Below are 23804 nucleotides of genomic sequence, written 5' to 3' on the forward strand. Positions count from 1 at the left end.
AAGCCACAGAGTATCGGGCTTAACAGCTGAATATCAAACATTTTTATTGAAACGGAGATGGATCTCCTGCACCGACACGAATCACTTCAATATTATCAGCGTCCATCTGCACAACAGTGGTTGGCAATAAGCCACAGAAACCACCATCAATAACTAAATCTAACGCATGTTCTAAAGTATCGCGAATATCATAAGGATCCGTCATTGGCTCAGTTTCACCCGGTAATATAAGGGAAGAACTCATGATTGGTTCGCCCAACTCTTCTAGCAAAGCTGCGACAATTTTATTGTCCGGAATTCGAATCCCGATGGTTTTTCTTTTAGGGTGCAATAATCGTCTTGGCACTTCCGATGTTGCCCCAAAAATAAAAGTATAAGGCCCTGGTGTGTTGTGTTTTAACAAGCGATACAGGCGGTTATCAAAACGAGCATAAGTGGATATTTCAGATAAGTCGCGACACACCAGAGTGAAATTATGTTTATCGTCTAAGCGTCGAATCGCTCGAATTCGATCCAGCGCTGATTTGTCTCCTAAATGACACCCCAGCGAATACCCACAATCAGTCGGATACGCAATGACACCGCCATTGCGTATTACTTCAGCCGCCTGCTTAACTAAGCGAGCCTGAGGGTTTTCTGTGTGTATCTGAAAAAATTGACTCAAGACAATCTCCGTTGGTGCTACTTATAAAAATCAAAATTCGAATAGATTTAATGCCAATTCTGCCATATTAAATCTACTTCACTGCCATGAATTGGCGTGTATTTTCCGACCTGCATCCAAGGCCCAAAAGGTCCGTGGTAATCGCTTCCGACGGAAGCCTTTAAACCAAACTCTACTGATAAGCGTTCCAATAAACGGACGCTATCTGGACGCTCATTCCCAGACGCGACTTCCATGCCAGTCCCGCCCCATTTTTTAAAGTCTGCTAGCAGTCGTTTAAGTTTAGTCACAGTTAATGGGTAACGCTTAGGATGAGCTAAAACCAACTCTATATCCTGTCCAGACAAGGTCGTAAGAACGTCTTCTAACTCAGGCCAAACATCGCGTAATTGCCCTAACTTTTTATTTCCTAGGTAGCGGTCGAATGCCTTATTTGAATCTTTCACAAAGCCTTTCTCAACCAACAAGCTCGCAAAATGAGGGCGACCAAGTTGGCTTTCTCCCGCTAAAGTAACAGCTTCATCAAACAAATCGGGTAAGCCTTGTTTCACCAGTAAATCCGCAATACGTCGAGCTCTATCCAAGCGGATTAGCTGATTTTTCTCAACAACCGACAGTACCGCAGGATCCTCTCGATCAAAGTTCAAAGCCACCATATGCAAAGGAATACCTTTCCACTGGGTGGATAACTCAACACCATTCACGAAACTAATCCCAAGGTCTTTCGCTTTTTGACTCGCCTCAGGAATACCATCTAATGTGTCATGATCAGTGAGTGCGAATAATGAAACTTCTTGCTCTGCTGCAAGGCTTACCAAGTCAGCAGGTGAAAGGCGCCCGTCTGAGCGACTAGAATGTGAATGCAAATCGACTTTTCGATAACGCGCATCTTCAGGCATAAGTAGACTGTTTTTTAAAGGAAATGGTGTTTATCATTAGATCAGCATACATAAAATAGTTTTTATATGAAAATACTATTCGATATAGCCGTTACTTTTATTCTGTTACACATTATTTATTTCCATCCCACATACAAAGAAAAGGAATAAACATGCTTTACTCTATCATTGGTGAAGACGTTCCAAACAGCTTATCCGCTCGTCAATCTGCACGCCCAGCACATTTGGCCCGTTTAGAAGAACTGAAAAATGCCGGCCGTTTAATCGTAGCTGGACCAAACCCAGCCATTGATTCTAACGATCCAGGTGAAGCAGGCTTTACTGGCAGTGTTGTCATTGCTGAATTTCCAAGCCTTGAAGAAGCAAAAGCATGGGCAGATGCCGACCCATACGTTGCCGCTGGGGTTTATCAAACGGTTACTGTAAAACCCTTCAAGCAAGTTTTCTAAGCCATTGCTTGCTCTGTAGTAAATGAGCTTTTTATGACTAAGAAGCTCATTTCATTCTTATATTTTATCCAACATGAAAACTAGGCTTTCACATCTGAATGCCCAAGATCTCTTTCAGGATCAATGACATCGCGCATTCTTTGTTTCAATACTTTCGCTTCGGGAAAACCTTCTTCCGCTTTGCGGCACCAAATTTCTTGGCCATTGACTCGTACTTTAAAAATGCCCCCTTGAGTCGGCAGCAAGGTCACACTCTTAATATCATCATCAAATGTCGTTAATAGCTCTTGGGCTAACCAAGCAGCGCGCAACATCCAGCGACATAAAGTACAATACTCAATTTCTACGGCAGCAGTTCGCATTTGCTTTCTCTCCGGCACATTCACAAGTTATTAATTTCCCAATAATATTGGGTACACATTTAAATAAAGGAAGACTCTATGCGCAAATCTATCATTACTAGCCTTGCCCTACTCGCTTTTTGTTCATCTATACAAGCAACCGAAGTAGATATCTTAACCAACCAAGGAACGATTCGAGTTGACCTAAAAGATGAAGCAGCACCAAAAACCGTTGAAAACTTTCTACGCTATGTAGATGAAGGTTTCTATGAAAACACCATATTCCACCGAGTTATTCGTGGTTTTATGATTCAAGGTGGTGGTTTTACTGAAGAGCTAGAACGTAAGAAAACACACAAAGCTGTGGCTTATGAAGGCGATAATGGGTTGGCAAATATTCGTGGCACACTTGCTATGGCCCGCACTCAAAGCCCAGACAGCGCAACATCCCAATTTTTTATTAACCATGTAGACAATGTCTTCTTGAATCATGGTGCTCGCAACGGCGGCGCAGGTTATACCGTATTTGGCGAAGTTCTTTCTGGAATGGAAGTGGTCGATGCCATTGCCGCTTCCGCAACAACCACAGTTGGGCCTTACCAAAATGTTCCTAGAACACCTGTTGTAATCGAGAGTATTACTCGTGTTAACTAGTTACCGACTCACAGAACCAAAATTAAACTGGGGGGAAGACGGCGCGCCCCATTCCACTCAGTTTGATGATGTGTATTTTGATAAAGAATCTGGTTTAGAAGAAACTCGCTACGTTTTTTTAAAACAAAACAAACTGGCTGAACGCTGGGAAAAACCGGAGCAAAATGCCTTTGTCATTGCAGAAACAGGCTTTGGCACAGGTCTTAATTTCTTATGCGCATGGCAAGCGTTTTTAGACATTGCTCCAGCGGATAAACAGCTGCATTTTATTTCTGTCGAAAAGTACCCTCTTTCAAAAGAAGCGCTGAAAACAGCGTTAAAAATGTGGCCTTCTATCGATGATTTTAGTCAGCAATTGGTCGAAGCTTATCCTGAGGTTTGTCATGGTTTTCATCGAATTGAGCTTGAGCAAGGCCGAGTTCAACTCACCCTGTGGTTTGGCGAAGCTGAAGAAGGTTTCGCGGCTCTAAACGCCGATGTAGATGCTTGGTTTCTTGATGGTTTTGCACCTAGTAAAAACCCAGAAATGTGGACAAACAAACTTTTCCAACATATTCATAGATTGAGTCATCAAGGCACAACCTGCTCAACCTTTACAGCCGCAGGCATTGTCCGCAGAGGCTTAAAAGAAGTTGGATTCGATGTTAAGAAAGTAAAAGGCTTCGGCCAAAAAAGGGAAATGGTTGTCGCTGAATTAACACAGGACAGTCGCCCTATTACAGAACGCATGTCTCAAGGGGAAGCTTGGTTTAATGTTCGATCTGAAGCCGCGCCTGAGGTGACTAAAGTATTGGTGGTTGGTTCTGGTTTAGCTGGAGCCAATACAGCTTATGCATTGGCTCAGCAAGGTGTTCAAGTGGTTGTTTGGGAAAAAGGAAGTCATATCGCTTGCGCAGCATCAGGCAATCCGCAAGGCATGCTTTACCCAAAACTCACCGCACAAGACTCCTTCCTAAATCGCTTTTATTTATCTGGCTATCTACACGCAACTCGACTCTATGCCAAGCTTGATAAAAACAGAGCGTTTTGGGATCAATGTGGACTTATTCAAATCCCCAAAAATGATAAAGAGAATGAGCGTTTCCAGACGCTTTTAGAAGCAAAGCTCTACCCAGAGATTGTTCTACAAGCCTCAAATGAAAAACCAGGCAGTATTCTACTGCCTTTGTCCGGCTGGGTTGCACCGGGTGAATTGTGTCGTACTCTTTTGTCTCACGATAATATCAAAGTACAGCTCAACACACCTTTAGAGCAACTGGAACAAGTCACAAAAGACTCAAACCGCTGGAAAGCTATGTCTGGCTCTCAAGAAGCACTTTTCTCTCATGTGGTGCTTTGTACCGCTAACGATACAAATACCTTAAACGTCTCAGCGAACATGCCCATTAAACCAGTTCGTGGACAAGTTTCTTGCCTTACTTTAGAAAAAGCAGAGCAGTCTTGTTCAGAGAAAAACATCTCAGTCGACAAGATTGCAATCGAAAAGGTGCTGTGTGAATTCGGCTATGTATCACCACCAATGAATGGCTTAATACATTTTGGTTCTACATACGATTTAAAAGACGATGACACTCAGGTGCGAGCAGAAGGTCATAAAAGAAATCTGACTATTTTAGAAACGCTTCTTAATGCGCCCAATGACACTTTCAGAACAGAGGATTGCGAAGGTCGAGCTTCATTTCGTTGTACCGTCTCAGATTACACGCCCATTGTTGGCCCTGTCATGTCTGAAGATAGATGCCAAGAAGCTTATGCGCATTTACAAAAGAACGCGAAATGGAAATCGGATGAAATGGCTGAGCCATTGAATCAGCTGTATTTGAATATCGGTCATGGCTCAAGAGGTTTGGTTTCAACGCCATTAAGTGGACAATATATTGCCAGCTTAATTACCCACACACCTTCGCCTATCGAACAGGAAGTAGGTTATAAACTGCACCCAAGCCGATTCATCATTCGCGAATTGAAGCGTCGCCAAGGGTAACCAATCAACCTGCATTGAGCCATTTCAATGCAGGTTTTGATTTTACTTTCTAAGACTCAAACAACTCACAAGCACTTGGAATAAGCTCTGCTAATTTATTGGCTGTTTGTTGACGATAGATGTATTTATCTAACTCAGGCAGCAAGGAACGCAACTTTTTACTGAGCTGCAACAAATTTGGGTTCATTGGCTCATATGGATAAACATGGTCTTGCAAACTCAATTTGTGCAATTCATCTAGCTCATCTTGCAAAGTACTTTTCATCGCAAACAAACGATCTTTCTGGCTAATATCATTGGTCTCCCAATAAGCATCAGAAAAGGACGCATTCAGTTCATAAAAAATATGCAGTGCATCAGCAACATTCTTTTTAGACATATTATCTCCATCTTTTTGAGCAATCTTCGCATTGCCCCTTGTAATGTTTCACCCTAACCTTATAACCTACATTCTAAACATGAACGAATATAGGTGAATACCCCTTGAGTACAACAATGCCTCATGCCGTGACCCAAAACAATTTATGGCAATCTCTACAGGCCGAAGCAGAAAAACTTGCACAAGACGAGCCAATTTTAGCCAGCTACTTCAACACCACAATTTTACGTCATGACTCATTGTGTTCAGCGTTAAGCTTTTTGCTCGCCAGTAAATTAGACAGCATATCAATACCCGCTATGGTTTTGCGAGAAGTATTCCAAGAAGCCATGGCAGACACTAACTCTGGCATTGTCAGCTCCATCGAGCAAGATATTTTAGCAATTAAAGAAAGGGACGCCGCTTGCGACACGCTTACGACGCCTTTGTTATTTTTTAAAGGTTTCCACGCATTGCAAACATACCGTGTGGCAAACTGGTTATGGAAAAATAACAGAAAGAGTTTAGCTCTATATTTACAAGGCCAAATGTCCATGGTGTTTAGTGTGGATATTCACCCTGCGGCGACAATTGGCTGCGGCGTCATGCTCGACCACGCAACGGGTCTTGTTGTTGGTGAAACTTGCATTATTGAAGACAATGTCTCAATTTTGCAATCCGTTACCCTTGGCGGTACAGGGAAAGAGCACGGCGACCGCCATCCTAAGATTCGTTCTGGTGTGCTTATTGGCGCAGGTGCGAAAATTCTGGGCAATATCGAAGTGGGTGTTGGTGCCAAAATCGGTGCCGGAAGTGTTGTGCTAGAAGCAGTTGAGCACCATACAACGGTAGCGGGTGTACCAGCAAAAGTCGTCGGGCGTAACACGGAAGAAGAGCCAGCTCTGGAAATGGATCACAACATCAACCATTGCCTGCGTGACAGCTCAAAATAATCACAGACTATTCACTGCGCTAAAAAATAGTTACGACCTCACATGAGGTCGTAATTATTTAAAGCATCCTTTGGAACCATTTTGATGGTTTCACTCTCCGTATCAAACAGCAAGAACGCATCACCGCTTTCTAAAGCCCGTAATGCTTGTTTACGCTTCTGTTCAACCGATAAATCATACTCACCGTAGTCTGTACCATCACGGGACACAATATCGTCTAAGATGGTATCTAGTGTAGAAGCTTCCAATGAGCCATGAGGAATCAAAGTATCCATTACAGTGCTCCATGCTGATGTAACAAAGCAATCACACCCGCCTCGTCTATAATAGGCACATTAAGGGATTGCGCCTTAGTGAGTTTTGAACCTGCTTTTTCACCTGCAACCAAACAATCTGTTTTTGCCGAAACAGAACCACTCACTTTAGCACCAAGAGCCAGCAGTTTGTCTTTGACTTGGTCTCGGCTAAATTGACTTAGAGACCCTGTCACTACATACACCTTTCCGGCTAATGGAAGCTCTTCAAGTGATGCTTGCTGTTTTTTCTCCCAGGTTACACCGGCTTCTAACAAGCCATGAATCGTTTCTCTATTTGCTTCTTGATCGAAAAACATTTTGACGTGTTGCGCGACAATCGGACCCACATCATCCACTTCCACCAGCGCTTCTTGCTCAGCCGCCATCAAATCTTCCAACTCATTGAAGTAGCTGGTTAATGCTCGCGCAGTTGCTTCACCCACTTCACGAATGCCTAAAGCGTATATAAATCGATTAAACTGAGTTGCTTTCGCACTTTCAATCGAGCTGAGTAGCTTTTCTACGGACTTCTGCCCCATACGCTCCATCTTCAAAAGGGCTTCTTTTTTCTCATGCAAGGTGAAGATATCAACAGGCGTTTTGACCATTTCCTGATCTACTAACTGTTCAATTAATTTGTCTCCTAAACCATCAATATCCATCGCCTTACGCGATACAAAATGCTTCAAGGACTCTTTTAATTGAGCACCACAAACCAAGCCGCCAGTACAGCGAATAACAGCTTCCCCTTCCACTTGCTCAACATCCGAATGACAGATAGGACAAGTGCTTGGAAAATCTACTTCAAAAGCGTTCTCAGGGCGTTTTTCAACAACCACTTGCACCACTTTAGGAATCACATCACCCGCACGGTGAATAATGACATAATCGTTTACTTGAACACCTAAACGCGCAATTTCATCTTTATTATGCAATGTCGCATTAGAAACCGTTACACCACCGACAAAAACAGGTTCAAGTCTTGCTACGGGCGTAATAGCCCCCGTTCGCCCAACCTGAAAGTCAATTCCCAAGACTTTCGTCATTTCTTCTTGAGCGGGGAATTTTCTCGCAATAGCCCATCGAGGCGCACGAGCAATAAAGCCTAGCTGATTTTGCAGTGCAATTTTATCGACTTTATAAACAATACCATCAATGTCATAAGTCAGGTCTGCACGCTTTTCATTGAGCATTTCATAGTACTCAATACATCCTTCAGATCCTTCAACCCGCTGCATAAGGTCATTGATACGGAAGCCCCATTCGCTTAACTGCAACAGACCATCATAATGGCTTTCAGGCTGCTCCCAACCTTCCACATAGCCAATAGAATAAGCACACATCACCAAAGGTCGCGACGCGGTAATTTTAGGGTCTAATTGGCGCAGGCTACCTGCTGCTGCGTTGCGAGGGTTTACGAAGACTTTGTCACCTTTCTCTGCCGCCAGCTTGTTCAATTTTTCAAAGCCGTCTTTCGGCATGTAAATTTCACCACGCACTTCAACAACAGCAGGAGGTGTGTCTGTGCGTAATTTTAAAGGCACGGAATAAAGGGTTTTAATATTGGATGTTATGTCTTCACCTGACAAACCATCGCCACGAGTCACACCACGAACCAAACGCCCTTCTTCATAACGCAAGCTAATGGCCAAACCATCTAATTTTGGCTCGCAGCAATACACAAGTTTTTCAGCATTAAGCAGTTTGCGAATACGCTGATCAAAGTCCGCTAAGGATTCATTATCAAACGCATTATCCAAAGACAGCATAGGAACAGTATGAGCAACATTGGCAAAGCCATTATCAGGCTTTTCACCAACGCGTTGGGTTGGAGAATCTGGTTGAATCCAATCTGGCTGACTTGATTCAATTGCTTGAAGTTGGCGATAAAGACGATCATATTCCGCATCAGGAACAATTGGCTCATCTTTTACATGATAGGCATAACTGTAATCATTAAGTTGCTGAATCAAGTCCAGCATTTGCTGTTGCGTCATGTTTATTTCTTGGCTCATATATTAGGTAAACTCAAAATCTTGTGTCTAAAACAATCAAGGCCCCTTAGGGCCCTGATTTCTTCTTAGATCTCGTTTTCTACTGTTTGTTACGCATCAGTCGGCGACGTTCAAAATCACGTATTCGCTGGCGACAATGAGCAATTGTTTGCTCACTCATCGGCGTTCGACGCTCGTCGTATAATTCGCCACCGAGATTTCTGACTAGGGTTTGGGCTGTTTCGAGCATAAAATCAAATGCTTTCATGCTGTTTTTAGGCCCTGGTAAGCCCATAAAAAAGCTCACACCAGGAGACTCACCTTCGCCCATGGTTTCTAAATCAAAGGTGCCCGGCTCAATGGCATTTGCCATGCTAAATTGAACTCGACCACGATCGAAACCATCTTCATGACGGTGGAAAATATCCATATCGCCATAACGCATGCCGCAATTCAAAATAAGCTGAAGCAATTCCATACCAGCAAAGTTTTGGTCTTCCGGCGCAAAGATATTTATAACAATGACTTCTTCAATTTCTGTCGGTGCGGCTTCTTCGTCGAAATCATCTTCTTCCAAGTCATCAATAATGCCTTGAGGTGTTACCTGACCAATATCGACTTCAGAATAGCTACGCTCATAATCTTCTTCATCCTGATAACCAGCGCTGCCTTGAGCCTCAGCCGGTGTATCAAGATCAAGCTCATCTTGCTCATAAAAGCCGTCGTCTAAATAGTCTTGCTCGGCCATGGCTGTGCCATCAAACTCTTTTTCTGGCACCAAGGAAGCAAGTTCATCAAGATGCAGCTCGTCATCTCTATCTAACTCAGGGCCTGAGTCCACTTTATGAGGCACATCTGTCAGAGGCGCATTGGCCGTTTTCCGAGCATTTTCAAAGGCATTTACAATAGGATTCTGAGACGCTTCTGCACGCTCATCATATTCACCTTTTTTATAAGACGTAGGAGCTTGGGTAAATGACGTCACTTCATCCAAGTCTTCCAGTTCATCATAACTATCATCTGATTGAGCAAACTCTTGCCCTTTTTTATAACGACGAAATCCATCTATGAGGATAACGACAATAATGACGACCCCAATCAAGATTAGCCACTCACGCAAGCTAAATTCCATTACACATTCCGAATTACATCTATTTAAGTTGACAGTATTATCAAACGAAGCGCCTTAGGATTCAATTATAAGGACACCTTGATTACGATAATCTCTTTACTATTTATAACAGAACCTTCTTTTATACCGATAATTTGTCCTTTTGTCAGATCATTGTCATTAACACTCGACAATTTCACTATCAAATCGACTTGCTCCATTTCCGCCAAGGTCGCTGTTGGCATCAGAGCATCAAGGTTTGTTAACAAAATCGGTTGCCCTAGCTCATCAGGAAATACTCTCTGTATCGCTACTGGCATTTTTTGCCCTTCTGCTAAAGCATAAACCAACAACACATCATTGGAATGCCATTGAAGGTTACTTGGATCCCACTCTATTTTGACCGCAATTTGGTCAGTAATAATAGGAGCGACTTGATCATAGCCAATATTTCCTTCTTCACGAGCTTTGCTTATAGCAGACATCAAGGCAATACGTTCCGCAGAACGAGGATTATAACGAATGGCTTCTTGCCACGCTAAAACAGCGCCAAGATAATTCTTCTGATCAAATTCCGACACACCTTTCAAACCCAAAGCGGTGGCTTCTGTCGGTACATCATTTAGTATTTGATCCACCACTCGACGCATTTTATCTGAGCTTTGATTATCACTCGCATAAAAAATAGTTTGCGCATATTCGACTAATAAACTGATTCGGTTTTCAGCGCTTTCTGGCAATTTTTCTAATGCTTTTTCAAAAGCGATAACAGCCTCGTTGTACTTTCCCGCACTGACAAAGTCCGTGGCTTCGTAATACCAATCTTCTGCTCGGTCGTAGCGACGGCTTCGATACTGAAGAAAATCGCTTACTTTTTCTGGTGTAAGTTGCTGGTTTTGCAAATCTTGTGTAAAAGCAACTTCTTTTGAATAACCCATCCACTGATAAAGACTCACACTGCCTAATACGGCAATGGAAATGATCAGCAACATGACCCAATGAGCCAACCGAGAATCGCTGCCAAAAGAAAAAAATCGCATAGTGGAATCTTGATTTGACTCGAGCTCAATATCTTTTAAAAGCTGCTTCGACTCCAATTCTGTTAATCGGCCGGCGTCCACTTCTTCTGCAATTTCTGCTCTTCGTACCTTGGCAAAATTTTGCTGAGCCTTGTTCGCATTCTTAGCAGAACCTAATGTGATTGAGTAATAAAGAAACAAAATGCTCAACACCATCATGGCGCACATAATTAAATAAGCCACCATCATAAAGAAGCCTCACGTTTTCTTCGGTTTGCCCTTAAGACTAGAGCAAAGGCGACAAGTCCCAACCCAAGTAAAATAAAAGGCCCGTACCAGAGCAAAAAAGTCGCAGAAGATTGTTGTGGTCGATAAAGAACAAACTCACCATAGCGAGCGACCATGTATTCGATGATTTCTTGGTCTGTTTTTCGATTTTCGATCATTTGATGAACTTGCTCTCGTAAATCAACAGCAATACCGGAAGCCGAGTCTGCTAAATTCTGATTCTGACATTTCGGGCAACGTAACTCTTCAATCAAACTTTGATAGCGCGTTTTATTCAAAGCAGAACTAAATTGCATAATTTCATCTGCCATACTGCTGACAGAAAAAGCCAATACAAGCCATGTAAAAAGTACTTTCAGTGAAATCATTGTAAATAGCCTCGAATCTCTGGCCAGTTTTCAGCTGTAATGGGACCTTGATGCCGATATACAATGTCACCAAAACGGTTCACAACAAAGGTTTCTGGTGCGCCGGTCACGCCTAAATCAACACCCAAGTGTCCCAATTCGTCCATCAATATCATTGTGTATGGATTACCTTTTTCACTGAGCCATTGTTCAGCCAACGCTTTCTCATCTTTATAATCCACGCCCACTAAGATAACTCCTTGTGCGGCAAGTTCTACCAAGAATGGATGCTCGACATGACATGCAGGACACCAAGTGCCCCAGAAATTAATCAAATAAGCCTGCTTGGGTAAATCCTCTTGGGTCAGAAGTTGATCCGTTTCCAATGAAACCAACTTAAAATCTGGCACCTTTTTCCCAATCAAAGCCGAAGGCATATATTGAGTGTCTTTACCCAGTTGAAGGTAGAAGAAGACGCCCAATATCAAAAATACGAAAAACGGAATAAAGAGTAAAATTTTACGCATTGGCCGCACCTACTCGTCTTTTATAACGCTTATCCAGTGCCGCTAATAAACCACCAGCCATCATCATCAAACCGCCTAACCATATCCAGCGAACAAAGGATTTCACATAAATCCGAACGCCCCAAGCAGCACCGTCCAGTTTTTCGCCTAATGAAATATATAAATCCCGCGTAAAGCCAGCGTCCAACGCGGCTTCTGTCATAACTTGCTGCCTCGTTGTGAATAAACGCTTTTCAGGATGCAGTTCAGCAACAAGTTCGCCATTTTTGTAAGCCGTAAAATGTCCTTTATCAGCAACATAATTTGGCCCTCTTACTTGCTCTAAAGCATCAAATCGAAATTCATAACCAGCAACATTAGCTGAATCTCCCGGAGAGAGCCTTAATAAAGACTCGCTGCTATTGAGACTCACTAAAACAATTCCAACTAGCGAGACAACAATGCCAAGATGAGCCAACAACATGCCGTAGTAGTTTCTTGGTAGTTGGCGAGCACGAGGAATAATGCCTTTGGTTCCAGCCGAAACCTTGCTAAACCAATCGCCAAAAGATAAACAGACAACCCAGAAAACAACTGCCAGACTCAACCAAGCAATGAAGTTCAGCTCATAAACAAAGATCACAATGGTAGACAGCAAAATCGACAAAGCCGCCGACACCAAACAAGGCCATAGGAAAACATTGGCTTTGGTGTGATGCCATTTTGAAAGAGGACCAACCGCCATGAAGATAATTAACAGTAACGCGATAGGAGTGAATACCGTATTAAAATAAGGCGCCCCAACGGATATTTTCCCCAATCCCAAAGCATCAAAAATCAATGGATATAAAGTGCCAAGCAAGACTGTCAGAGTTAGCACTGTGAGTAGAATATTATTCAGCAACAACCAAGCCTCTCGACCTGTCACGCCAAATGACACGGTCGATCTCACTTGAGCGGCTCGAATCGCGTATAACAACAAACTACCGCCAACAAATAAGAACAATAAGGCCAAAATGAAGACGCCACGAGTTGGATCAGCAGCGAAGGCATGAACAGACGTTAAAACGCCAGAGCGAACCAAAAACGTACCTAGCAGAGACAAACAAAAAGTAAAGATGGCCAGTAAAACCGTCCAGCTTTTAAAAACGCCTCGCTTTTCTGTTACGGCTAACGAATGCAATAAGGCCGTTCCAGCTAGCCAAGGCATGAAAGACGCATTTTCAACTGGGTCCCAGAACCACCAGCCGCCCCAACCAAGCTCATAGTAAGCCCACCAACTTCCCAAAGTAATACCAAGCGTTAAAAACGCCCACGAAGCTGCCGTCCAAGGTCTTGCCCAGCGAGCCCAAGAGGAACTCAAGTTTCCAGTAATAAGTGCAGCAACCGCAAAAGCAAAGGCGACAGAAAAACCAACATAGCCCATATACAAAAGTGGCGGATGAACAATCAAGCCAAAGTCTTGTAGTAATGGGTTTAAGTCGCCTCCATCTGCCGGAGTATTGGGTAACAAACGAATAAAAGGAGAAGAAGTAAAAAGAAGAAAGGCCAGAAAACCTGTGCTTATTATTCCTAAAACGGCCAAAACAATAGGGCCAATGTCTTTTGGAAGCGTTTTAATTTTTAAAGCAACGGCAGAACACCAACCAACTAAAATCAACGCCCAAAGTAGCAAAGAACCTTCATGGCCACCCCAAACAGCACTCAGCTTGTACCAAATTGGCAATTGAGAATTCGAGTTCTGACTGACATACAAGACAGAAAAATCATCGATGGCAAAAGACCAAGTCAATATAACAAAGCCAATTAACACCCAGAATGACATGATGAAAGTAAGCGGTCTGGCCATTTCCAACAGCAAGCGGTTATTAGCCCAGTAGCCAAACAAGGGAACAAACGCCAGAGAACAGGCAAAAAACAATGACAGTATTAACGAGAACTGACCAATTTCGGGAAGCATATAAAGCCTAAATTAATGAGTAAATTATTCTTTCGACGTCGTCTTTGATGATTCGCCTTGGGCATTTTCTAAGGCCTCTGTGACTTCTGGCGGCATATATTTCTCATCGTGTTTTGCCAGTACTTGAGTCGCAACCAATACACCATCAGAATTCAGCTTTCCTTGCGCCACAATGCCCTGACCTTCCCTAAATAAATCGGGCAAAATACCGCTAAACTCGATTTTCACTTTATGTTGAAAATCAGTCACATCAAAAGAAACCGCTAAAGTCTCTGGATGACGAACAACACTGCCTTCAACCACCATTCCACCTGCACGGATATTCGCATTGTATGGCGCTTCACCTGCGGCTATCTGAGAAGGTGAATAAAACAGATTTATATTTTGTTGAAGCGCATACATAACCAAACCAACCGCCGCACCTAGCAACATAAGAATGATTAGGATGACTAATAAGCGTTTTTTCCTAACAGGATGCATCAGATAGTTTCATCTCTTTGAAAGCGTTTACGCAGTGTCTTTTTTACATGTCGACGTTTAGATAAAGTCGACCAAGTTATAAAAATCAAAGACACGACACTAAATCCATATACGGACCAAACATACACACCGTGTCGGCCCATTTCAAAAAAGTCGGTTAGGCTGTCAAAGACCATGTTTCATCACCTCTTCTTTCACCCAATGCGACCTGTGTTCTCGAGCCAAAATTTCCGTCTGCATACGCCATAATGCCAACCCAGCAACCAAACAATACAAACCAATTGTGGAGAACAATAAAGGCAACCACATTTCCACTGGCATCGCTGGTTTTTCCGTCAATGTAAATGTCGCGCCTTGATGTAGCGTATTCCACCACTCAACAGAATATTTGATAATGGGTAAATTGAGTAACCCAACCACACTCAACACTGCAACCGCCTTATTGGCTAATAGCAAATCAGCCAATGAATTCTGTAATGCAATAATTCCCATATACAATAAAAAAAGCACTAGCACAGAGGTCAATCTTGCATCCCAAACCCACCAAGTTCCCCAAGTCGGCTTTCCCCAAATCGCACCAGACACCAAAGCCATTAACGCCATAACCGCACCGATAGGCGCAACAGCTTTAATAAAGATAGGGGCGATTTTCATTTGCCAAACAAGGAAAACCAACCCAGAAACGCCCAAAGCGAGATAGCATGACTGAGCCAACATAGCGACAGGAACGTGAATATAAATAATCCGAAAGCTGTTACCTTGCTGATAATCTTCAGGAGCAAAAGCCAGCCCCCAAATCAAACCAACCACCAAGCTAACGCAGCCAACAATAAATAAAGGTAGCGCCCAAGGTTTGGAACAATGAAAAAACCACTTTGGCGACCCAAGTTTATGAAACCAAGCCCAATTCATTAGTTTGTACTCGCTTTTATAGCAATTGCAGTCATGAAAGGCGCAATGACCAAAGACAATAAGAAAATAGCCAACAAGATCGCCAACAAGCCTAAATAAGGCAAGCCTAGTTGAGCTGCTCGCACAGCCGACGTAGCAAAAATGATAACAGGCAAATAAAAGGGCAAAATCAAAAGCATCACTAAAATAGCACCTTGCTTTAAGGAAACCGTTAAAGCGGCACCAATTGCACCGATTAAAAACAAACTCGGCGAGCCAATCACCAGAGTGGCTATAAGCACCCAAAAGCCACCATCTGGCAAATACAACATTTCAGCTAACAGAGGCATCATGAATAACAAGGGTAAAAGTACAACAAGCCACTGCGCCGTTGTTTTAAGCAACATCAATAAAGGCAAAGACAAACCACTCATAATCAATTGTTCTAATGAGCCATCGGCATAATCTTCTTTAAACATACTTTCTGTTGCCATGAGAACCGCAAGAAGCGTCGCACACCAAACAATCCCATCAGCTGACGGCGCTAAAAATTCAGCCGAAGGGTTAACCCCCAAAGGAAACAAAACGACAACCATCAGAAAAAACAAAAGCGCATTAAAAACGTTTTGCTTACGTCGCCATAAGACTAAAATTTCGGCTTTGATAAAAGATAAATACGTCATATAGGCAGGCAAATGTCTCTAGATTGAAGAGACAATAAATCTTGGTGTGTTGTTAACATCACTGCGCCACCTGATGCTGTATGTTGTGCTATACGCTTTTCTAAAATGCTCACACCTTCGGCATCCAAAGAAGCAAAAGGTTCATCCAACAACCATAGTTTTTGTTTACTGAGCCATAATCGAGACAAGGCCACGCGCTTTGTTTGACCTGCGGACAAGGTACTGACAGAAGAATCTGAAAAAGCCAACAACTCCAATGTATTTAATGCTGAATGCAGTTCATCAGATGACGATGTTGGGCAATACCAGCGAAGATTCTCTTCAACAGTAAGGGCTTTTTTCACACCTGCCGAATGACCTAAATATAAGGTATTCTCCTGTAGGATTTGGCGCTTCTCTGTTACTTCTTGACCTTTATAAAATATATCGCCCTCTAATGGCGATAAAATGCCAGCAATCACCTTCAACAAAGAACTTTTCCCCGTTCCGTTCTCACCTAAGATGCGAAGAACATCACCAGACTGAACATCGAACGAAAGGCCTTTACAAAGATCCCTCTCTCCGCGCTCAATCCAAAGGTCTGATATTGTTAAAAAAGAAGAAGATTGCAAAAGATTTATCCATTCAGGTCGATATATTAATCAACATCATTAGTGAATATTAAAGCTCTCGTATTATATGAGATTCTTCCTTAAATAACGAACTCGTAGGCAAGCACATGATCTCTGACATCCGTTCAACGCTCAATGCAAACTCTGACAAGCAGAACATGAACGGCGCAGTTTCAAGTCATACAGGGACGCTTGCTAAACTCGCGAATGAACTCAAGTTCATTGAGAATATGAGCTTAATTAAATTTCAAGGCAGTGAAACTCTCAACCACCAAGGCAAGCCTGTTCAACTTTTACACGCCATCAGCTCACAGCAGCCTTTTACTTTAATTAATACAGGGGCGCCAATTAACCTTAGTGACATCAAAAGTGCTCAACTCAATAAGACTAATCCGCTTCAAGCCACTTTAACCACAACAAAAGAAAGCTTGCCGACACAAACCAACCAACCTCAAGCTGCTCAAACGAGCCGTACAGAAAATTTAGTGCTCGCTTCTCGAGTGTTAAACCTGACCGTTATATCGACACCTGTTGCTGTCACTTCAACTGCGAATCAGGTCACCAGCAATTCACAAAATAATACTCAGCCGAAGGCTCCTAGTTCGAACGCCTCTAATCCGATCGCGCCATCAACAACAAACACACAAACGAATAATCAAACCAACACCCAACCAACACAAATGACATCGGCTAATACATTAGCTCCTAGTCCTTCCCAAGTAGCACAAGGCAATACAGCACCCGCAAACTCGACATCAGGAAACATAACACCAAGCAATACTCCCTTCCTTGCTACGGTAACAGACGGCAAAACAGAATTTTCTATTCTAAGCCAAACCGAGTTAAAACGAGGGGATGTTGTTCGAGTCCTTGTTGATACAAACAATCAAATGCAAGCATTACCACCAAAAGCAGAAGCCGCTTCACTTTCTTCCCATCAAGAAGCGTTAAAACAGAGCCTACCGAAGCAACTGTCTTTAGAAGGTATGACTCAGCTAGTCAGACAGTTGAGTAACATGAGCGAAGCACCAAACCTTCCAACTCAAACACAACAAGCTCTGAAACAGCTCGTACAGAGTTTGCCAACGCTCACAGGCCTTACTTCTTCGCCAGAAGCCATGAAACAAGCGATCCAAACCAGCGGCACCTTTAGCGAGTCTCTACTTTTACAAGACAACAAAACGCAACTTCCAGAAGACCTAAAGCTCAATTTGACTCGACTTAAAGATGTTCAAGAAAGCACTGGCGCTTTACGGCTTGGTACAGTTCCAACAGAACAAATCGCAAATGCTATTGAGCGAATTACCACCACTCAATTACGCAATTTTTCAGAGAATAACCAAACAATTTCTCCAACTTATCCTCTTCATATCGAGCTGCCGATTAGAAATGGCCTTACTCAGAATCTGGTGCAAATAGAAATTCATAAGGACTCAAGCAATCAAGAAGAACGAAAACAAGAAAGGCGTTGGCTAGTAAAGCTCAAGTTTGATTTTGAAGAGACAGGAAAGTTTGAAGCCAGCACCAGCATACAAGCCAACAAAGTGAGCATTATTTTCATTGCAGAAGAAGCCGACACACTGCATAAACTCAAACAAAACATGCCTAGACTGAAGGAACAATTGCGAGACAAAGACATAGAAGTCGAAAGGCTGGATACGTTTCAAGCAAAGCTGGCTAACCCAGAAAAAAGCCTACAAACACACAATAAACCTTTAATCGATGTGAGAACCTGATGAAGAAGGCCATCGCGCTAAAATACGACTACAACACAGCCCCTATTGTCAGCGCAAAAGGAAGTGGATTATTAGCAGAAAAAATAATGGAGGTAGCAAAGGAAAACAATGTAATGCTACACCAAAGCCCTGAGCTCGTTGAAATGTTAAGTACCTTGGAGTTAGGAGAGGAAATTCCAGAGTCACTTTATTTGGCGGTTGCTGAAATTATCGCTTTCGCCCACAAAGTGAAGGATTATTAATGGTAGTCTGAGCTATGTTTATGACGAGATTCTTTCTTCAACAAGCTAATTAATTCTGCTTCGGCGCGGATCAACCCACACTTAGACACTAGATCATCAATCGTAGCGCCCATTTCCAAAAGCTCCATAGCTCGATTATAAGAAACACTGCCTTCTTTCGACAAAATTTCTGACTGTTTCTCAACCGCGAGATTTAATTTCTTCTCAATAGCTACCAGTCGTCGCCCCATACCAATTGACCCAGAGGCAAGTACTTGCACCTGTTTCTTTTGGTTCTGATCCGACTCAACCTGCTGACGCTTCATTGCCTTCAGGTGTCTAGACATACGAAACGCCCAGACACTAACCGCAATTAGCAACACAAATTGAAGTGTCAGTAAAAGGTTAAATAACCATTGAGATTCCATTAAATACAACTACCCTATTACTTACATTGAACTCACTTCAGACCATTCATCTTCTGATAGAAGCTTATCCAAATCCACAAGAATCAACAAAATATCATTTTTATGGCAAACGCCTTGAATAAACTTAGAAGACTCTTCATTTCCTACATTCGGAGACACTTCTATCTCAGATTGACGCAAATAAACCACTTCAGATACAGCATCAACTAACATACCAATTACATGACCTTCTACTTCCAAGATCATGATTCGAGTTGAGTCTGTAATTTCACCAGAAGCTAAACCAAAGCGCTGGCGAGTATCCATGACAGTTACCACAGTACCGCGCAAATGAATAATCCCCAAAACAAAGCTTGGAGCACCTGGCACTGGAGCAATTTCAGAGTAACGCAAAACTTCCTTAACTTGCATAACATTTACACCATAGATTTCATTCTCTAGGCAAAATGTCACCCATTGCAACATAGGATCTTCTGATTGAGTTTCACTTTTTAACGCTAAACTAGTCGACATTATTCATCTCCCACGATCAAAAGCTGATCATCACAATTATTTGAGCGAGCCTTTAAATCCATTTTTTGGATCTTCTAACAATTCTATAAAACCCTGTACGTCAAGTATGGCACACATATGATCAATTACGGTACCGGCTAACCAAGGTCTTTTACTTCTATCACTTCGCCATTTTACTTGGGATGGTTCTAAGGTTATTGCTTCAGCTACGCGCTCACAAGCAACGCCCCAGTTGGATCTATCCAGTTGAATCACAAAATGAAACTGCTCTTTTAAATCACCTTCATAATGATTTGGCATTACCCATCTTGCCGTGTCCACAGTACGAAGGTTGAAGTCACCAACATTCGCGACACCCATAAACCAATCCGGCTGCCCAAAGATAGAGGTTAATTTCTCTTTTTCACTTTGAAAAATCCCACCCAGCTCAATGAGTGGAACGGCCATTTTTAAGCCTCCAACATAAAAGAGTAAGCATTCAAAACGACCAACTGCCCAAGGTAAAGGGTCTGTTTTCGATATTTTTTTAACTGGCTCTGTCTCTGGCTCTGGCTCTGGCTCTGGCTCTGGCTCTGGCTCTGGCTCTGGCTCTGGCTCTGGCTCTGGCTCTGGCTCTGGCTCTGGCTCTGGCTCTGGCTCAATAGTCTCTTGCGTTTCTAATTCTACTGGCAACTCATCTGTTGACTCTGATATCGCTTTTTCAAATTCTTCAAATGAAGCATCTAAAGAGGACAACTCCTCTTCACTTAAACCAGACTCCTCTGTAGCAGGTTCATCATTCGTTACATCATCTACATCTTGATCTAACAAAGCCTCATCAACTTCAATGGGTGGCTGTTCTGTTGTCGCTTCATGCAATAAATCATCAAGATACTTTTGAACCGCAGCTTGAGGACCTATTAACGTTTGTTCCTTACTCTTTGTTTCTTTCATAAATGATTACTGTCCTGCTGGCTTCAGTAAAGAATCCACCAAACTCGCATACGCCTTTATGCCACGAGCATTCGGATCTAAAGCCGATGGCGCTATGCCGGCAGTACTTGCATCCCTTAACTTGGTGTCAACAGGTATGACTGAATGCCAGACTAATTCTTCATATGTGTCTTTTAAACTTCTCAAGCTTTTATTTGAAGCTTGGGTTCGTCGATCAAATAACGTAGGTACGATTAAAAAAGGAACAGGACGCTTTCTAGCACGGTTGATCATGGTGAGCGTTCTTACCATTCGCTCCAACCCTTTAATCGCCAAAAACTCAGTTTGCACAGGAATAACAAGTTGCTGACAAGCGGCTAGTGCATTAATCATCAAAACACCCAATACTGGCGGACTATCAATTAAGACATAGTCATAATCGTCCCATAAAATGGCCAGAGTTTTTGAGATTACAAGCCCCATTCCACCTTGAGCTTGAGCGTGGCGCTCTAGCGTTGCTAAAGCTGTGGAAGCAGGCAACAAAGATAAATTAGGATGCCCAGTTTCCAAAATCAAAGAAGCCGGAAGGTCTTCAGGTATTTTTCCTGCAGTCTGAAAAAGGTTATACGCACTGTGCTCAATGGAGTCTGGGTCAAAACGAAAATAGCTCGTCAGTGATCCATGTGGGTCTAAATCCACCATTAATACACGGTTGCCAGCATCTGCTAATAGACCTGCCAAGGAAACAACTGTTGTCGTTTTTCCCACACCACCTTTTTGATTCGCCACCGCCCAAATGTGCACTCTGACTCCCCTGATATCCTATGCTGTTATTTTGCTTACGAATTCTTTGCAATCATATACAGTAACTGGCTACTTAAACAAGTAATCATGAACATTATCAGCGTCCTGCTTGCTAATTTGTATCACTACACGACGATTTTGCTGACGAGCCTCTTCGCTATTATTGTCGATTTTTGGATGCTCACTGGAAAAGCCAACCGGTGCAATCATTTCAGGTTTAACACCCCGATAAATTAACTCATCCACCACAGAAGCAGAGCGCAAACTAGACAAATGCCAATTAGAAACTAAATTCCTTGAACTGACAGGTGTGTCATCTGTGTTACCTTCAACCAAAATAACGGTAGGGTATTCTTTCAAGATATTTGCAACCAAAATCAACAAGGCCACAGCTTCATTTGTTAAATCGTATTCTCCCTGCCCAAAGACTAAACCAGAGTTAAGCTCCAAACTTACCCAATCCGCAGACTCAGACACCGAAATTTGGCCGTCAGCATGCAATCCTGAAAACTGGTTTTCAACAACTTGAGATAATAGGGAGTAAACAGCAGAGGAATGACTTTCTTCTATCGTCGGAATCGCCGAAGGTATCGGTTTGGTTTCAACCACTTCAATATCTTTTGGTTCACCGACAATAGGCTCACCAATATTAATAGGCTTAACGGATTTTTGCACCGCTTCAAAAACGCCATGCAACGTTTCCTTCAGTCGCGGCTCATCTCCTGTATTTTTTGACGAAAGAGCATATAAGGCCACAAAGAAAGCAAACAATAAAGTAATAAAGTCTGCATAAGATAATATCCAGCGGTCTCTGTTATCACCTTGTGATGACGTCACCTTAGCAACTGCTCTACGGCCGCTTAACTTCCGTTTTGGAGCATTACTCATAGGTGCTCAGCTCTAACTCTAATCGATAAGGATGTTTGCCTGTTGCAATACCACAGATACCATCAATTAATAACTGATGATAAAGAAGCTCTCGATCAGCATAACCAGACAATTTCTTTGCGATAGGGAAAATCACTAGATTAGCAAAGCCTTGGCCGTACAATGTAGAAACAAAGGCAACAGCAATACCATGCCCTAAGGCTTCAGGGCTATCCAGATTTGCCATCGCTTGGATTAAACCAAGAACAGAGCCCATAATCCCTAAAGTAGGTGCGTAGCCACCAATAGACTCAATGAAGGTGATGCTTTTCATACGCTTATTATAAATACGTGTAGCGTCATCATTAAGGCGGCCTTCTAGTAATTCAGGGTCAGCGCCATCTATGACCATCTGCAAAGCACGATTAGAAAAATTGCTGCCAAGTATTTCTATATCTGACTCTAAGGCCAACAAGGAAAGTCGTCTCGCCTTATGAGCTAAACTATTGATTGCAGCACGGGAAGAATTAAAATCAAAAACGGGGGGGAATAGGCTCCATTTTAAAAGAGCGCAGGCTCGAATGGCTTCCTGAATACTACTTTGAATAAGTGTAGCGCCAATACTACCAACAATAACAATGATTGCAGAAGGAAGGTTTAATAGAAGAACTATTTCCCCTCCTCCTAACCAGTTAGCAAGAAAGACCGAACTAAAAGCGATTAATAAGCCAGCTAAAGTAACCAGATCCACTAGCTTACCTCTCGTGCAATACGCTCACCAATATGTTGTAGATCTATAATATCGTCCGCCAAACCAGCTTTTTCGACAGCCATTGGCATGCCATAAATAACGCAGGATTCTTCGCTTTGAACCCAAACTCTAGAACCTGTGTTCTTCAGCATACGAGCCCCCTCTCGACCATCGGCTCCCATTCCTGTCATAACAACAGATAACACTTTTCCTGGGTAACATTTTGAAGCTGAGCCAAAGGTAACGTCGACAGATGGTTTATAATTAAGTCTTTCATCCCCATCCAAGATGCGTACACACCCACCATTTCTAGGGTCTACCATCATTTGCTTTCCACCAGGAGCCAATAATGCAACACCTGCTTGTAGACGATCTCCGTCTTGAGCTTCTTTAACGGTAATTTGGCAAATATTATTTAATCGGTCAGCAAAAGCGCTCGTGAAAGCAGCTGGCATATGCTGAACCAATACTAGAGGAGCGGAAAAGTCTTTAGGCAACTTGCTCAACACGGTTTGCAAAGCCATAGGCCCGCCAGTAGAGGTTCCAATAGCAACCAAACTAACCCGCTTTCTAGCTCGCGGAATGATAACACCACGGTCAGTTACAATTGGCTTAGGAGCTTCACGTGGAGCTAGAGCTTCAACAGATACACGACCGCCCGTTAAACGAGTTCTTGCTACAGCGAGAACCCTATCAACCAACGCTCGTTTGACTACGGCAGAATCTCGAGAAATATCCTCGAAATTCTTTGGCATAAAATCAACTGCACCCGCCTCCAGAGCATCTAAAGTAACTTTGGCTCCTTCATGGGTCAGCGAAGAAAACATCAGCACTGGCGTTGGTTTAAGCTTCATGATGTTAACTACAGCGGCAATGCCATCAAGAACAGGCATTTCATAATCCATAGTTACTACATCAGGCGACAGAGATTGAACCTTGTCTATCGCCTCTTTACCATTATTCGCCGTACCAACAACAACCAGTCTTGGATCTGCTTCAAATATCTCAACTAGACGACGTCGAAAAAAACCTGAGTCATCAACAACTAGTACCTTTACAGGCATATAACATCCCCTAAGCGAAA

At 42.7% G+C, this 23804-nt stretch carries 29 protein-coding genes; 6 read left to right on the forward strand and 23 right to left on the reverse strand.

Translation table 11 applies throughout. The features are described 5' to 3' along the window. Positions 1-43 precede the first annotated feature (43 nt). The gene (locus tag ACMUMQ_RS02425; protein WP_414680446.1) at positions 44-664 is read right to left on the reverse strand and encodes an L-threonylcarbamoyladenylate synthase; all 621 of its coding nucleotides are present in this window, start codon (positions 662-664) and stop codon (positions 44-46) included. A 47-nt stretch (positions 665-711) separates the two neighbouring features. Then, positions 712-1563 carry a PHP domain-containing protein gene (locus ACMUMQ_RS02430; protein WP_414680447.1) on the reverse strand — a complete coding sequence of 284 codons (852 nt, stop codon included), beginning with the start codon at positions 1561-1563 and terminating at the stop codon, positions 712-714. A 152-nt stretch (positions 1564-1715) separates the two neighbouring features. Here ACMUMQ_RS02430 and ACMUMQ_RS02435 point away from each other — a divergent pair, with 152 nt between their 5' ends. Beyond that, entirely contained in the window at positions 1716-2012 is a 297-nt protein-coding gene (locus ACMUMQ_RS02435) for a YciI family protein (protein WP_414680448.1), read from the forward strand. Positions 2013-2092: 80 nt separating this feature from the next. On the opposite strand, the gene ACMUMQ_RS02440 is transcribed toward ACMUMQ_RS02435, so the two are convergent. Continuing rightward, complete coding sequence (locus ACMUMQ_RS02440; RefSeq protein WP_317003071.1) at positions 2093-2374, reverse strand: Rdx family protein; 282 nt, start codon at positions 2372-2374, stop codon at positions 2093-2095. A 78-nt stretch (positions 2375-2452) separates the two neighbouring features. Between ACMUMQ_RS02440 and ACMUMQ_RS02445 the strand changes: the two genes are divergently transcribed. Further along, the gene (locus ACMUMQ_RS02445; RefSeq protein ID WP_414680449.1) at positions 2453-3007 is read left to right on the forward strand and encodes a peptidylprolyl isomerase; all 555 of its coding nucleotides are present in this window, start codon (positions 2453-2455) and stop codon (positions 3005-3007) included. Then, positions 2997-4991 carry a bifunctional tRNA (5-methylaminomethyl-2-thiouridine)(34)-methyltransferase MnmC2/FAD-dependent 5-carboxymethylaminomethyl-2-thiouridine(34) oxidoreductase MnmC1 gene (gene mnmC / locus ACMUMQ_RS02450; RefSeq protein WP_414680450.1) on the forward strand — a complete coding sequence of 665 codons (1995 nt, stop codon included), beginning with the start codon at positions 2997-2999 and terminating at the stop codon, positions 4989-4991. The genes ACMUMQ_RS02445 and mnmC overlap by 11 nt, the downstream gene beginning before the upstream one ends. Positions 4992-5040: 49 nt before the next feature. On the opposite strand, the gene ACMUMQ_RS02455 is transcribed toward mnmC, so the two are convergent. Then, on the reverse strand, positions 5041-5370 hold the full coding sequence (locus ACMUMQ_RS02455) for a hypothetical protein (RefSeq protein ID WP_414680451.1): 330 nt from the start codon (positions 5368-5370) through the stop codon (positions 5041-5043). 116 nt (positions 5371-5486) lie between these two features. Here ACMUMQ_RS02455 and cysE point away from each other — a divergent pair, with 116 nt between their 5' ends. Continuing rightward, on the forward strand, positions 5487-6302 hold the full coding sequence (cysE, locus tag ACMUMQ_RS02460; RefSeq protein WP_317005958.1) for a serine O-acetyltransferase: 816 nt from the start codon (positions 5487-5489) through the stop codon (positions 6300-6302). A 38-nt stretch (positions 6303-6340) separates the two neighbouring features. On the opposite strand, the gene ACMUMQ_RS02465 is transcribed toward cysE, so the two are convergent. The 12 genes from ACMUMQ_RS02465 to ccmA form a co-directional block, all read right to left on the reverse strand. Further along, on the reverse strand, positions 6341-6577 hold the full coding sequence (locus tag ACMUMQ_RS02465) for a YheU family protein (RefSeq protein WP_414680452.1): 237 nt from the start codon (positions 6575-6577) through the stop codon (positions 6341-6343). Then, positions 6577-8595 (reverse strand): NAD-dependent DNA ligase LigA, encoded by a 2019-nt coding sequence (gene ligA, locus ACMUMQ_RS02470; RefSeq protein WP_414680453.1) that lies wholly within the window; start codon positions 8593-8595, stop codon positions 6577-6579. The genes ACMUMQ_RS02465 and ligA overlap by 1 nt, the downstream gene beginning before the upstream one ends. A 97-nt stretch (positions 8596-8692) precedes the next feature. Then, positions 8693-9724: a cell division protein ZipA gene (zipA, locus tag ACMUMQ_RS02475; RefSeq protein ID WP_414680454.1), complete on the reverse strand. Its 1032-nt coding sequence runs from the start codon at positions 9722-9724 to the stop codon at positions 8693-8695. A 65-nt stretch (positions 9725-9789) separates the two neighbouring features. Further along, a complete protein-coding gene (locus ACMUMQ_RS02480; RefSeq protein WP_414680455.1) occupies positions 9790-10971 on the reverse strand; it encodes a tetratricopeptide repeat protein in 1182 nt (393 codons plus the stop codon). Beyond that, positions 10968-11378 carry a cytochrome c-type biogenesis protein gene (locus tag ACMUMQ_RS02485; protein ID WP_414680456.1) on the reverse strand — a complete coding sequence of 137 codons (411 nt, stop codon included), beginning with the start codon at positions 11376-11378 and terminating at the stop codon, positions 10968-10970. The genes ACMUMQ_RS02480 and ACMUMQ_RS02485 overlap by 4 nt, the downstream gene beginning before the upstream one ends. Then, entirely contained in the window at positions 11375-11884 is a 510-nt protein-coding gene (locus ACMUMQ_RS02490) for a DsbE family thiol:disulfide interchange protein (RefSeq protein ID WP_414680457.1), read from the reverse strand. The genes ACMUMQ_RS02485 and ACMUMQ_RS02490 overlap by 4 nt, the downstream gene beginning before the upstream one ends. Then, the gene (locus ACMUMQ_RS02495) at positions 11877-13823 is read right to left on the reverse strand and encodes a heme lyase CcmF/NrfE family subunit (RefSeq protein ID WP_414680458.1); all 1947 of its coding nucleotides are present in this window, start codon (positions 13821-13823) and stop codon (positions 11877-11879) included. Before ACMUMQ_RS02495 ends, ACMUMQ_RS02490 begins: the two co-directional genes overlap by 8 nt. 24 nt (positions 13824-13847) lie before the next feature. Next, positions 13848-14303: a cytochrome c maturation protein CcmE gene (gene ccmE / locus ACMUMQ_RS02500; RefSeq protein ID WP_317003059.1), complete on the reverse strand. Its 456-nt coding sequence runs from the start codon at positions 14301-14303 to the stop codon at positions 13848-13850. After that, positions 14303-14479 carry a heme exporter protein CcmD gene (gene ccmD, locus ACMUMQ_RS02505; RefSeq protein WP_414680459.1) on the reverse strand — a complete coding sequence of 59 codons (177 nt, stop codon included), beginning with the start codon at positions 14477-14479 and terminating at the stop codon, positions 14303-14305. Before ccmD ends, ccmE begins: the two co-directional genes overlap by 1 nt. Continuing rightward, positions 14469-15215, reverse strand: coding sequence for a heme ABC transporter permease (locus tag ACMUMQ_RS02510; RefSeq protein WP_414680460.1), 747 nt, complete (start codon positions 15213-15215; stop codon positions 14469-14471). Before ACMUMQ_RS02510 ends, ccmD begins: the two co-directional genes overlap by 11 nt. Next, positions 15215-15877, reverse strand: coding sequence for a heme exporter protein CcmB (ccmB, locus tag ACMUMQ_RS02515; RefSeq protein WP_414680461.1), 663 nt, complete (start codon positions 15875-15877; stop codon positions 15215-15217). The genes ACMUMQ_RS02510 and ccmB overlap by 1 nt, the downstream gene beginning before the upstream one ends. Next, positions 15874-16488, reverse strand: a complete 615-nt coding sequence (gene ccmA / locus ACMUMQ_RS02520; protein ID WP_414680462.1) for a cytochrome c biogenesis heme-transporting ATPase CcmA — start codon at positions 16486-16488, stop codon at positions 15874-15876. The genes ccmB and ccmA overlap by 4 nt, the downstream gene beginning before the upstream one ends. Before the next feature lie 107 nt (positions 16489-16595). Here ccmA and ACMUMQ_RS02525 point away from each other — a divergent pair, with 107 nt between their 5' ends. Both ACMUMQ_RS02525 and ACMUMQ_RS02530 read left to right on the forward strand, forming a co-directional pair. Next, positions 16596-18224, forward strand: coding sequence for a flagellar hook-length control protein FliK (locus tag ACMUMQ_RS02525; protein WP_414680463.1), 1629 nt, complete (start codon positions 16596-16598; stop codon positions 18222-18224). Beyond that, positions 18224-18466: an EscU/YscU/HrcU family type III secretion system export apparatus switch protein gene (locus tag ACMUMQ_RS02530; RefSeq protein ID WP_414680464.1), complete on the forward strand. Its 243-nt coding sequence runs from the start codon at positions 18224-18226 to the stop codon at positions 18464-18466. Before ACMUMQ_RS02525 ends, ACMUMQ_RS02530 begins: the two co-directional genes overlap by 1 nt. On the opposite strand, the gene ACMUMQ_RS02535 is transcribed toward ACMUMQ_RS02530, so the two are convergent. The 7 genes from ACMUMQ_RS02535 to cheB form a co-directional block, all read right to left on the reverse strand. Beyond that, complete coding sequence (locus ACMUMQ_RS02535; protein ID WP_317003054.1) at positions 18463-18873, reverse strand: DUF2802 domain-containing protein; 411 nt, start codon at positions 18871-18873, stop codon at positions 18463-18465. The two genes, ACMUMQ_RS02530 and ACMUMQ_RS02535, sit on opposite strands and share 4 nt — an antisense overlap. A gap of 21 nt (positions 18874-18894) precedes the next feature. Continuing rightward, positions 18895-19386 (reverse strand): chemotaxis protein CheW, encoded by a 492-nt coding sequence (locus ACMUMQ_RS02540; RefSeq protein WP_317003053.1) that lies wholly within the window; start codon positions 19384-19386, stop codon positions 18895-18897. A 36-nt stretch (positions 19387-19422) separates the two neighbouring features. Continuing rightward, positions 19423-20319 carry a chemotaxis protein CheW gene (locus tag ACMUMQ_RS02545; RefSeq protein WP_414680465.1) on the reverse strand — a complete coding sequence of 299 codons (897 nt, stop codon included), beginning with the start codon at positions 20317-20319 and terminating at the stop codon, positions 19423-19425. Between the two features lie 6 nt (positions 20320-20325). Beyond that, positions 20326-21102: a ParA family protein gene (locus ACMUMQ_RS02550; RefSeq protein ID WP_317003051.1), complete on the reverse strand. Its 777-nt coding sequence runs from the start codon at positions 21100-21102 to the stop codon at positions 20326-20328. Between the two features lie 69 nt (positions 21103-21171). Beyond that, positions 21172-21990, reverse strand: a complete 819-nt coding sequence (locus ACMUMQ_RS02555; RefSeq protein ID WP_414680466.1) for an OmpA family protein — start codon at positions 21988-21990, stop codon at positions 21172-21174. After that, positions 21983-22720, reverse strand: coding sequence for a flagellar motor protein (locus ACMUMQ_RS02560; RefSeq protein ID WP_414680467.1), 738 nt, complete (start codon positions 22718-22720; stop codon positions 21983-21985). Before ACMUMQ_RS02560 ends, ACMUMQ_RS02555 begins: the two co-directional genes overlap by 8 nt. Next, positions 22720-23784 (reverse strand): protein-glutamate methylesterase/protein-glutamine glutaminase, encoded by a 1065-nt coding sequence (gene cheB / locus ACMUMQ_RS02565; RefSeq protein WP_414680468.1) that lies wholly within the window; start codon positions 23782-23784, stop codon positions 22720-22722. Before cheB ends, ACMUMQ_RS02560 begins: the two co-directional genes overlap by 1 nt. Between the last annotated feature and the right edge of the window lie 20 nt (positions 23785-23804).

The organism is Marinomonas algae, assembly GCF_047525555.1.
Classification (GTDB): Bacteria; Pseudomonadota; Gammaproteobacteria; order Pseudomonadales; family Marinomonadaceae; genus Marinomonas.

Excerpts from the sequence above, each read along its gene's own strand:
- ccmB (WP_414680461.1), bottom strand. The coding sequence starts at position 15,877 with ATGACGTATTTATCTTTTATCAAAGCCGAAATTTTAGTCTTATGGCGA.
- ACMUMQ_RS02545 (WP_414680465.1), bottom strand. The coding sequence starts at position 20,319 with ATGAAAGAAACAAAGAGTAAGGAACAAACGTTAATAGGTCCTCAAGCT.
- ACMUMQ_RS02540 (WP_317003053.1), bottom strand. The coding sequence starts at position 19,386 with ATGTCGACTAGTTTAGCGTTAAAAAGTGAAACTCAATCAGAAGATCCT.
- ccmE (WP_317003059.1), bottom strand. The coding sequence starts at position 14,303 with ATGCATCCTGTTAGGAAAAAACGCTTATTAGTCATCCTAATCATTCTT.
- ACMUMQ_RS02440 (WP_317003071.1), bottom strand. The coding sequence starts at position 2,374 with ATGCGAACTGCTGCCGTAGAAATTGAGTATTGTACTTTATGTCGCTGG.
- ACMUMQ_RS02530 (WP_414680464.1), top strand. The coding sequence starts at position 18,224 with ATGAAGAAGGCCATCGCGCTAAAATACGACTACAACACAGCCCCTATT.
- ACMUMQ_RS02435 (WP_414680448.1), top strand. The coding sequence starts at position 1,716 with ATGCTTTACTCTATCATTGGTGAAGACGTTCCAAACAGCTTATCCGCT.
- ACMUMQ_RS02445 (WP_414680449.1), top strand. The coding sequence starts at position 2,453 with ATGCGCAAATCTATCATTACTAGCCTTGCCCTACTCGCTTTTTGTTCA.
- ccmD (WP_414680459.1), bottom strand. The coding sequence starts at position 14,479 with ATGGTCTTTGACAGCCTAACCGACTTTTTTGAAATGGGCCGACACGGT.
- ACMUMQ_RS02510 (WP_414680460.1), bottom strand. The coding sequence starts at position 15,215 with ATGAATTGGGCTTGGTTTCATAAACTTGGGTCGCCAAAGTGGTTTTTT.
- cheB (WP_414680468.1), bottom strand. The coding sequence starts at position 23,784 with ATGCCTGTAAAGGTACTAGTTGTTGATGACTCAGGTTTTTTTCGACGT.
- ACMUMQ_RS02495 (WP_414680458.1), bottom strand. The coding sequence starts at position 13,823 with ATGCTTCCCGAAATTGGTCAGTTCTCGTTAATACTGTCATTGTTTTTT.
- ligA (WP_414680453.1), bottom strand. The coding sequence starts at position 8,595 with ATGACGCAACAGCAAATGCTGGACTTGATTCAGCAACTTAATGATTAC.
- ACMUMQ_RS02455 (WP_414680451.1), bottom strand. The coding sequence starts at position 5,370 with ATGTCTAAAAAGAATGTTGCTGATGCACTGCATATTTTTTATGAACTG.
- zipA (WP_414680454.1), bottom strand. The coding sequence starts at position 9,724 with ATGGAATTTAGCTTGCGTGAGTGGCTAATCTTGATTGGGGTCGTCATT.
- ACMUMQ_RS02555 (WP_414680466.1), bottom strand. The coding sequence starts at position 21,990 with ATGAGTAATGCTCCAAAACGGAAGTTAAGCGGCCGTAGAGCAGTTGCT.
- ACMUMQ_RS02430 (WP_414680447.1), bottom strand. The coding sequence starts at position 1,563 with ATGCCTGAAGATGCGCGTTATCGAAAAGTCGATTTGCATTCACATTCT.
- cysE (WP_317005958.1), top strand. The coding sequence starts at position 5,487 with ATGCCTCATGCCGTGACCCAAAACAATTTATGGCAATCTCTACAGGCC.
- ACMUMQ_RS02480 (WP_414680455.1), bottom strand. The coding sequence starts at position 10,971 with ATGATGGTGGCTTATTTAATTATGTGCGCCATGATGGTGTTGAGCATT.
- ACMUMQ_RS02485 (WP_414680456.1), bottom strand. The coding sequence starts at position 11,378 with ATGATTTCACTGAAAGTACTTTTTACATGGCTTGTATTGGCTTTTTCT.
- ACMUMQ_RS02490 (WP_414680457.1), bottom strand. The coding sequence starts at position 11,884 with ATGCGTAAAATTTTACTCTTTATTCCGTTTTTCGTATTTTTGATATTG.
- ACMUMQ_RS02535 (WP_317003054.1), bottom strand. The coding sequence starts at position 18,873 with ATGGAATCTCAATGGTTATTTAACCTTTTACTGACACTTCAATTTGTG.
- ACMUMQ_RS02465 (WP_414680452.1), bottom strand. The coding sequence starts at position 6,577 with ATGGATACTTTGATTCCTCATGGCTCATTGGAAGCTTCTACACTAGAT.
- ACMUMQ_RS02525 (WP_414680463.1), top strand. The coding sequence starts at position 16,596 with ATGATCTCTGACATCCGTTCAACGCTCAATGCAAACTCTGACAAGCAG.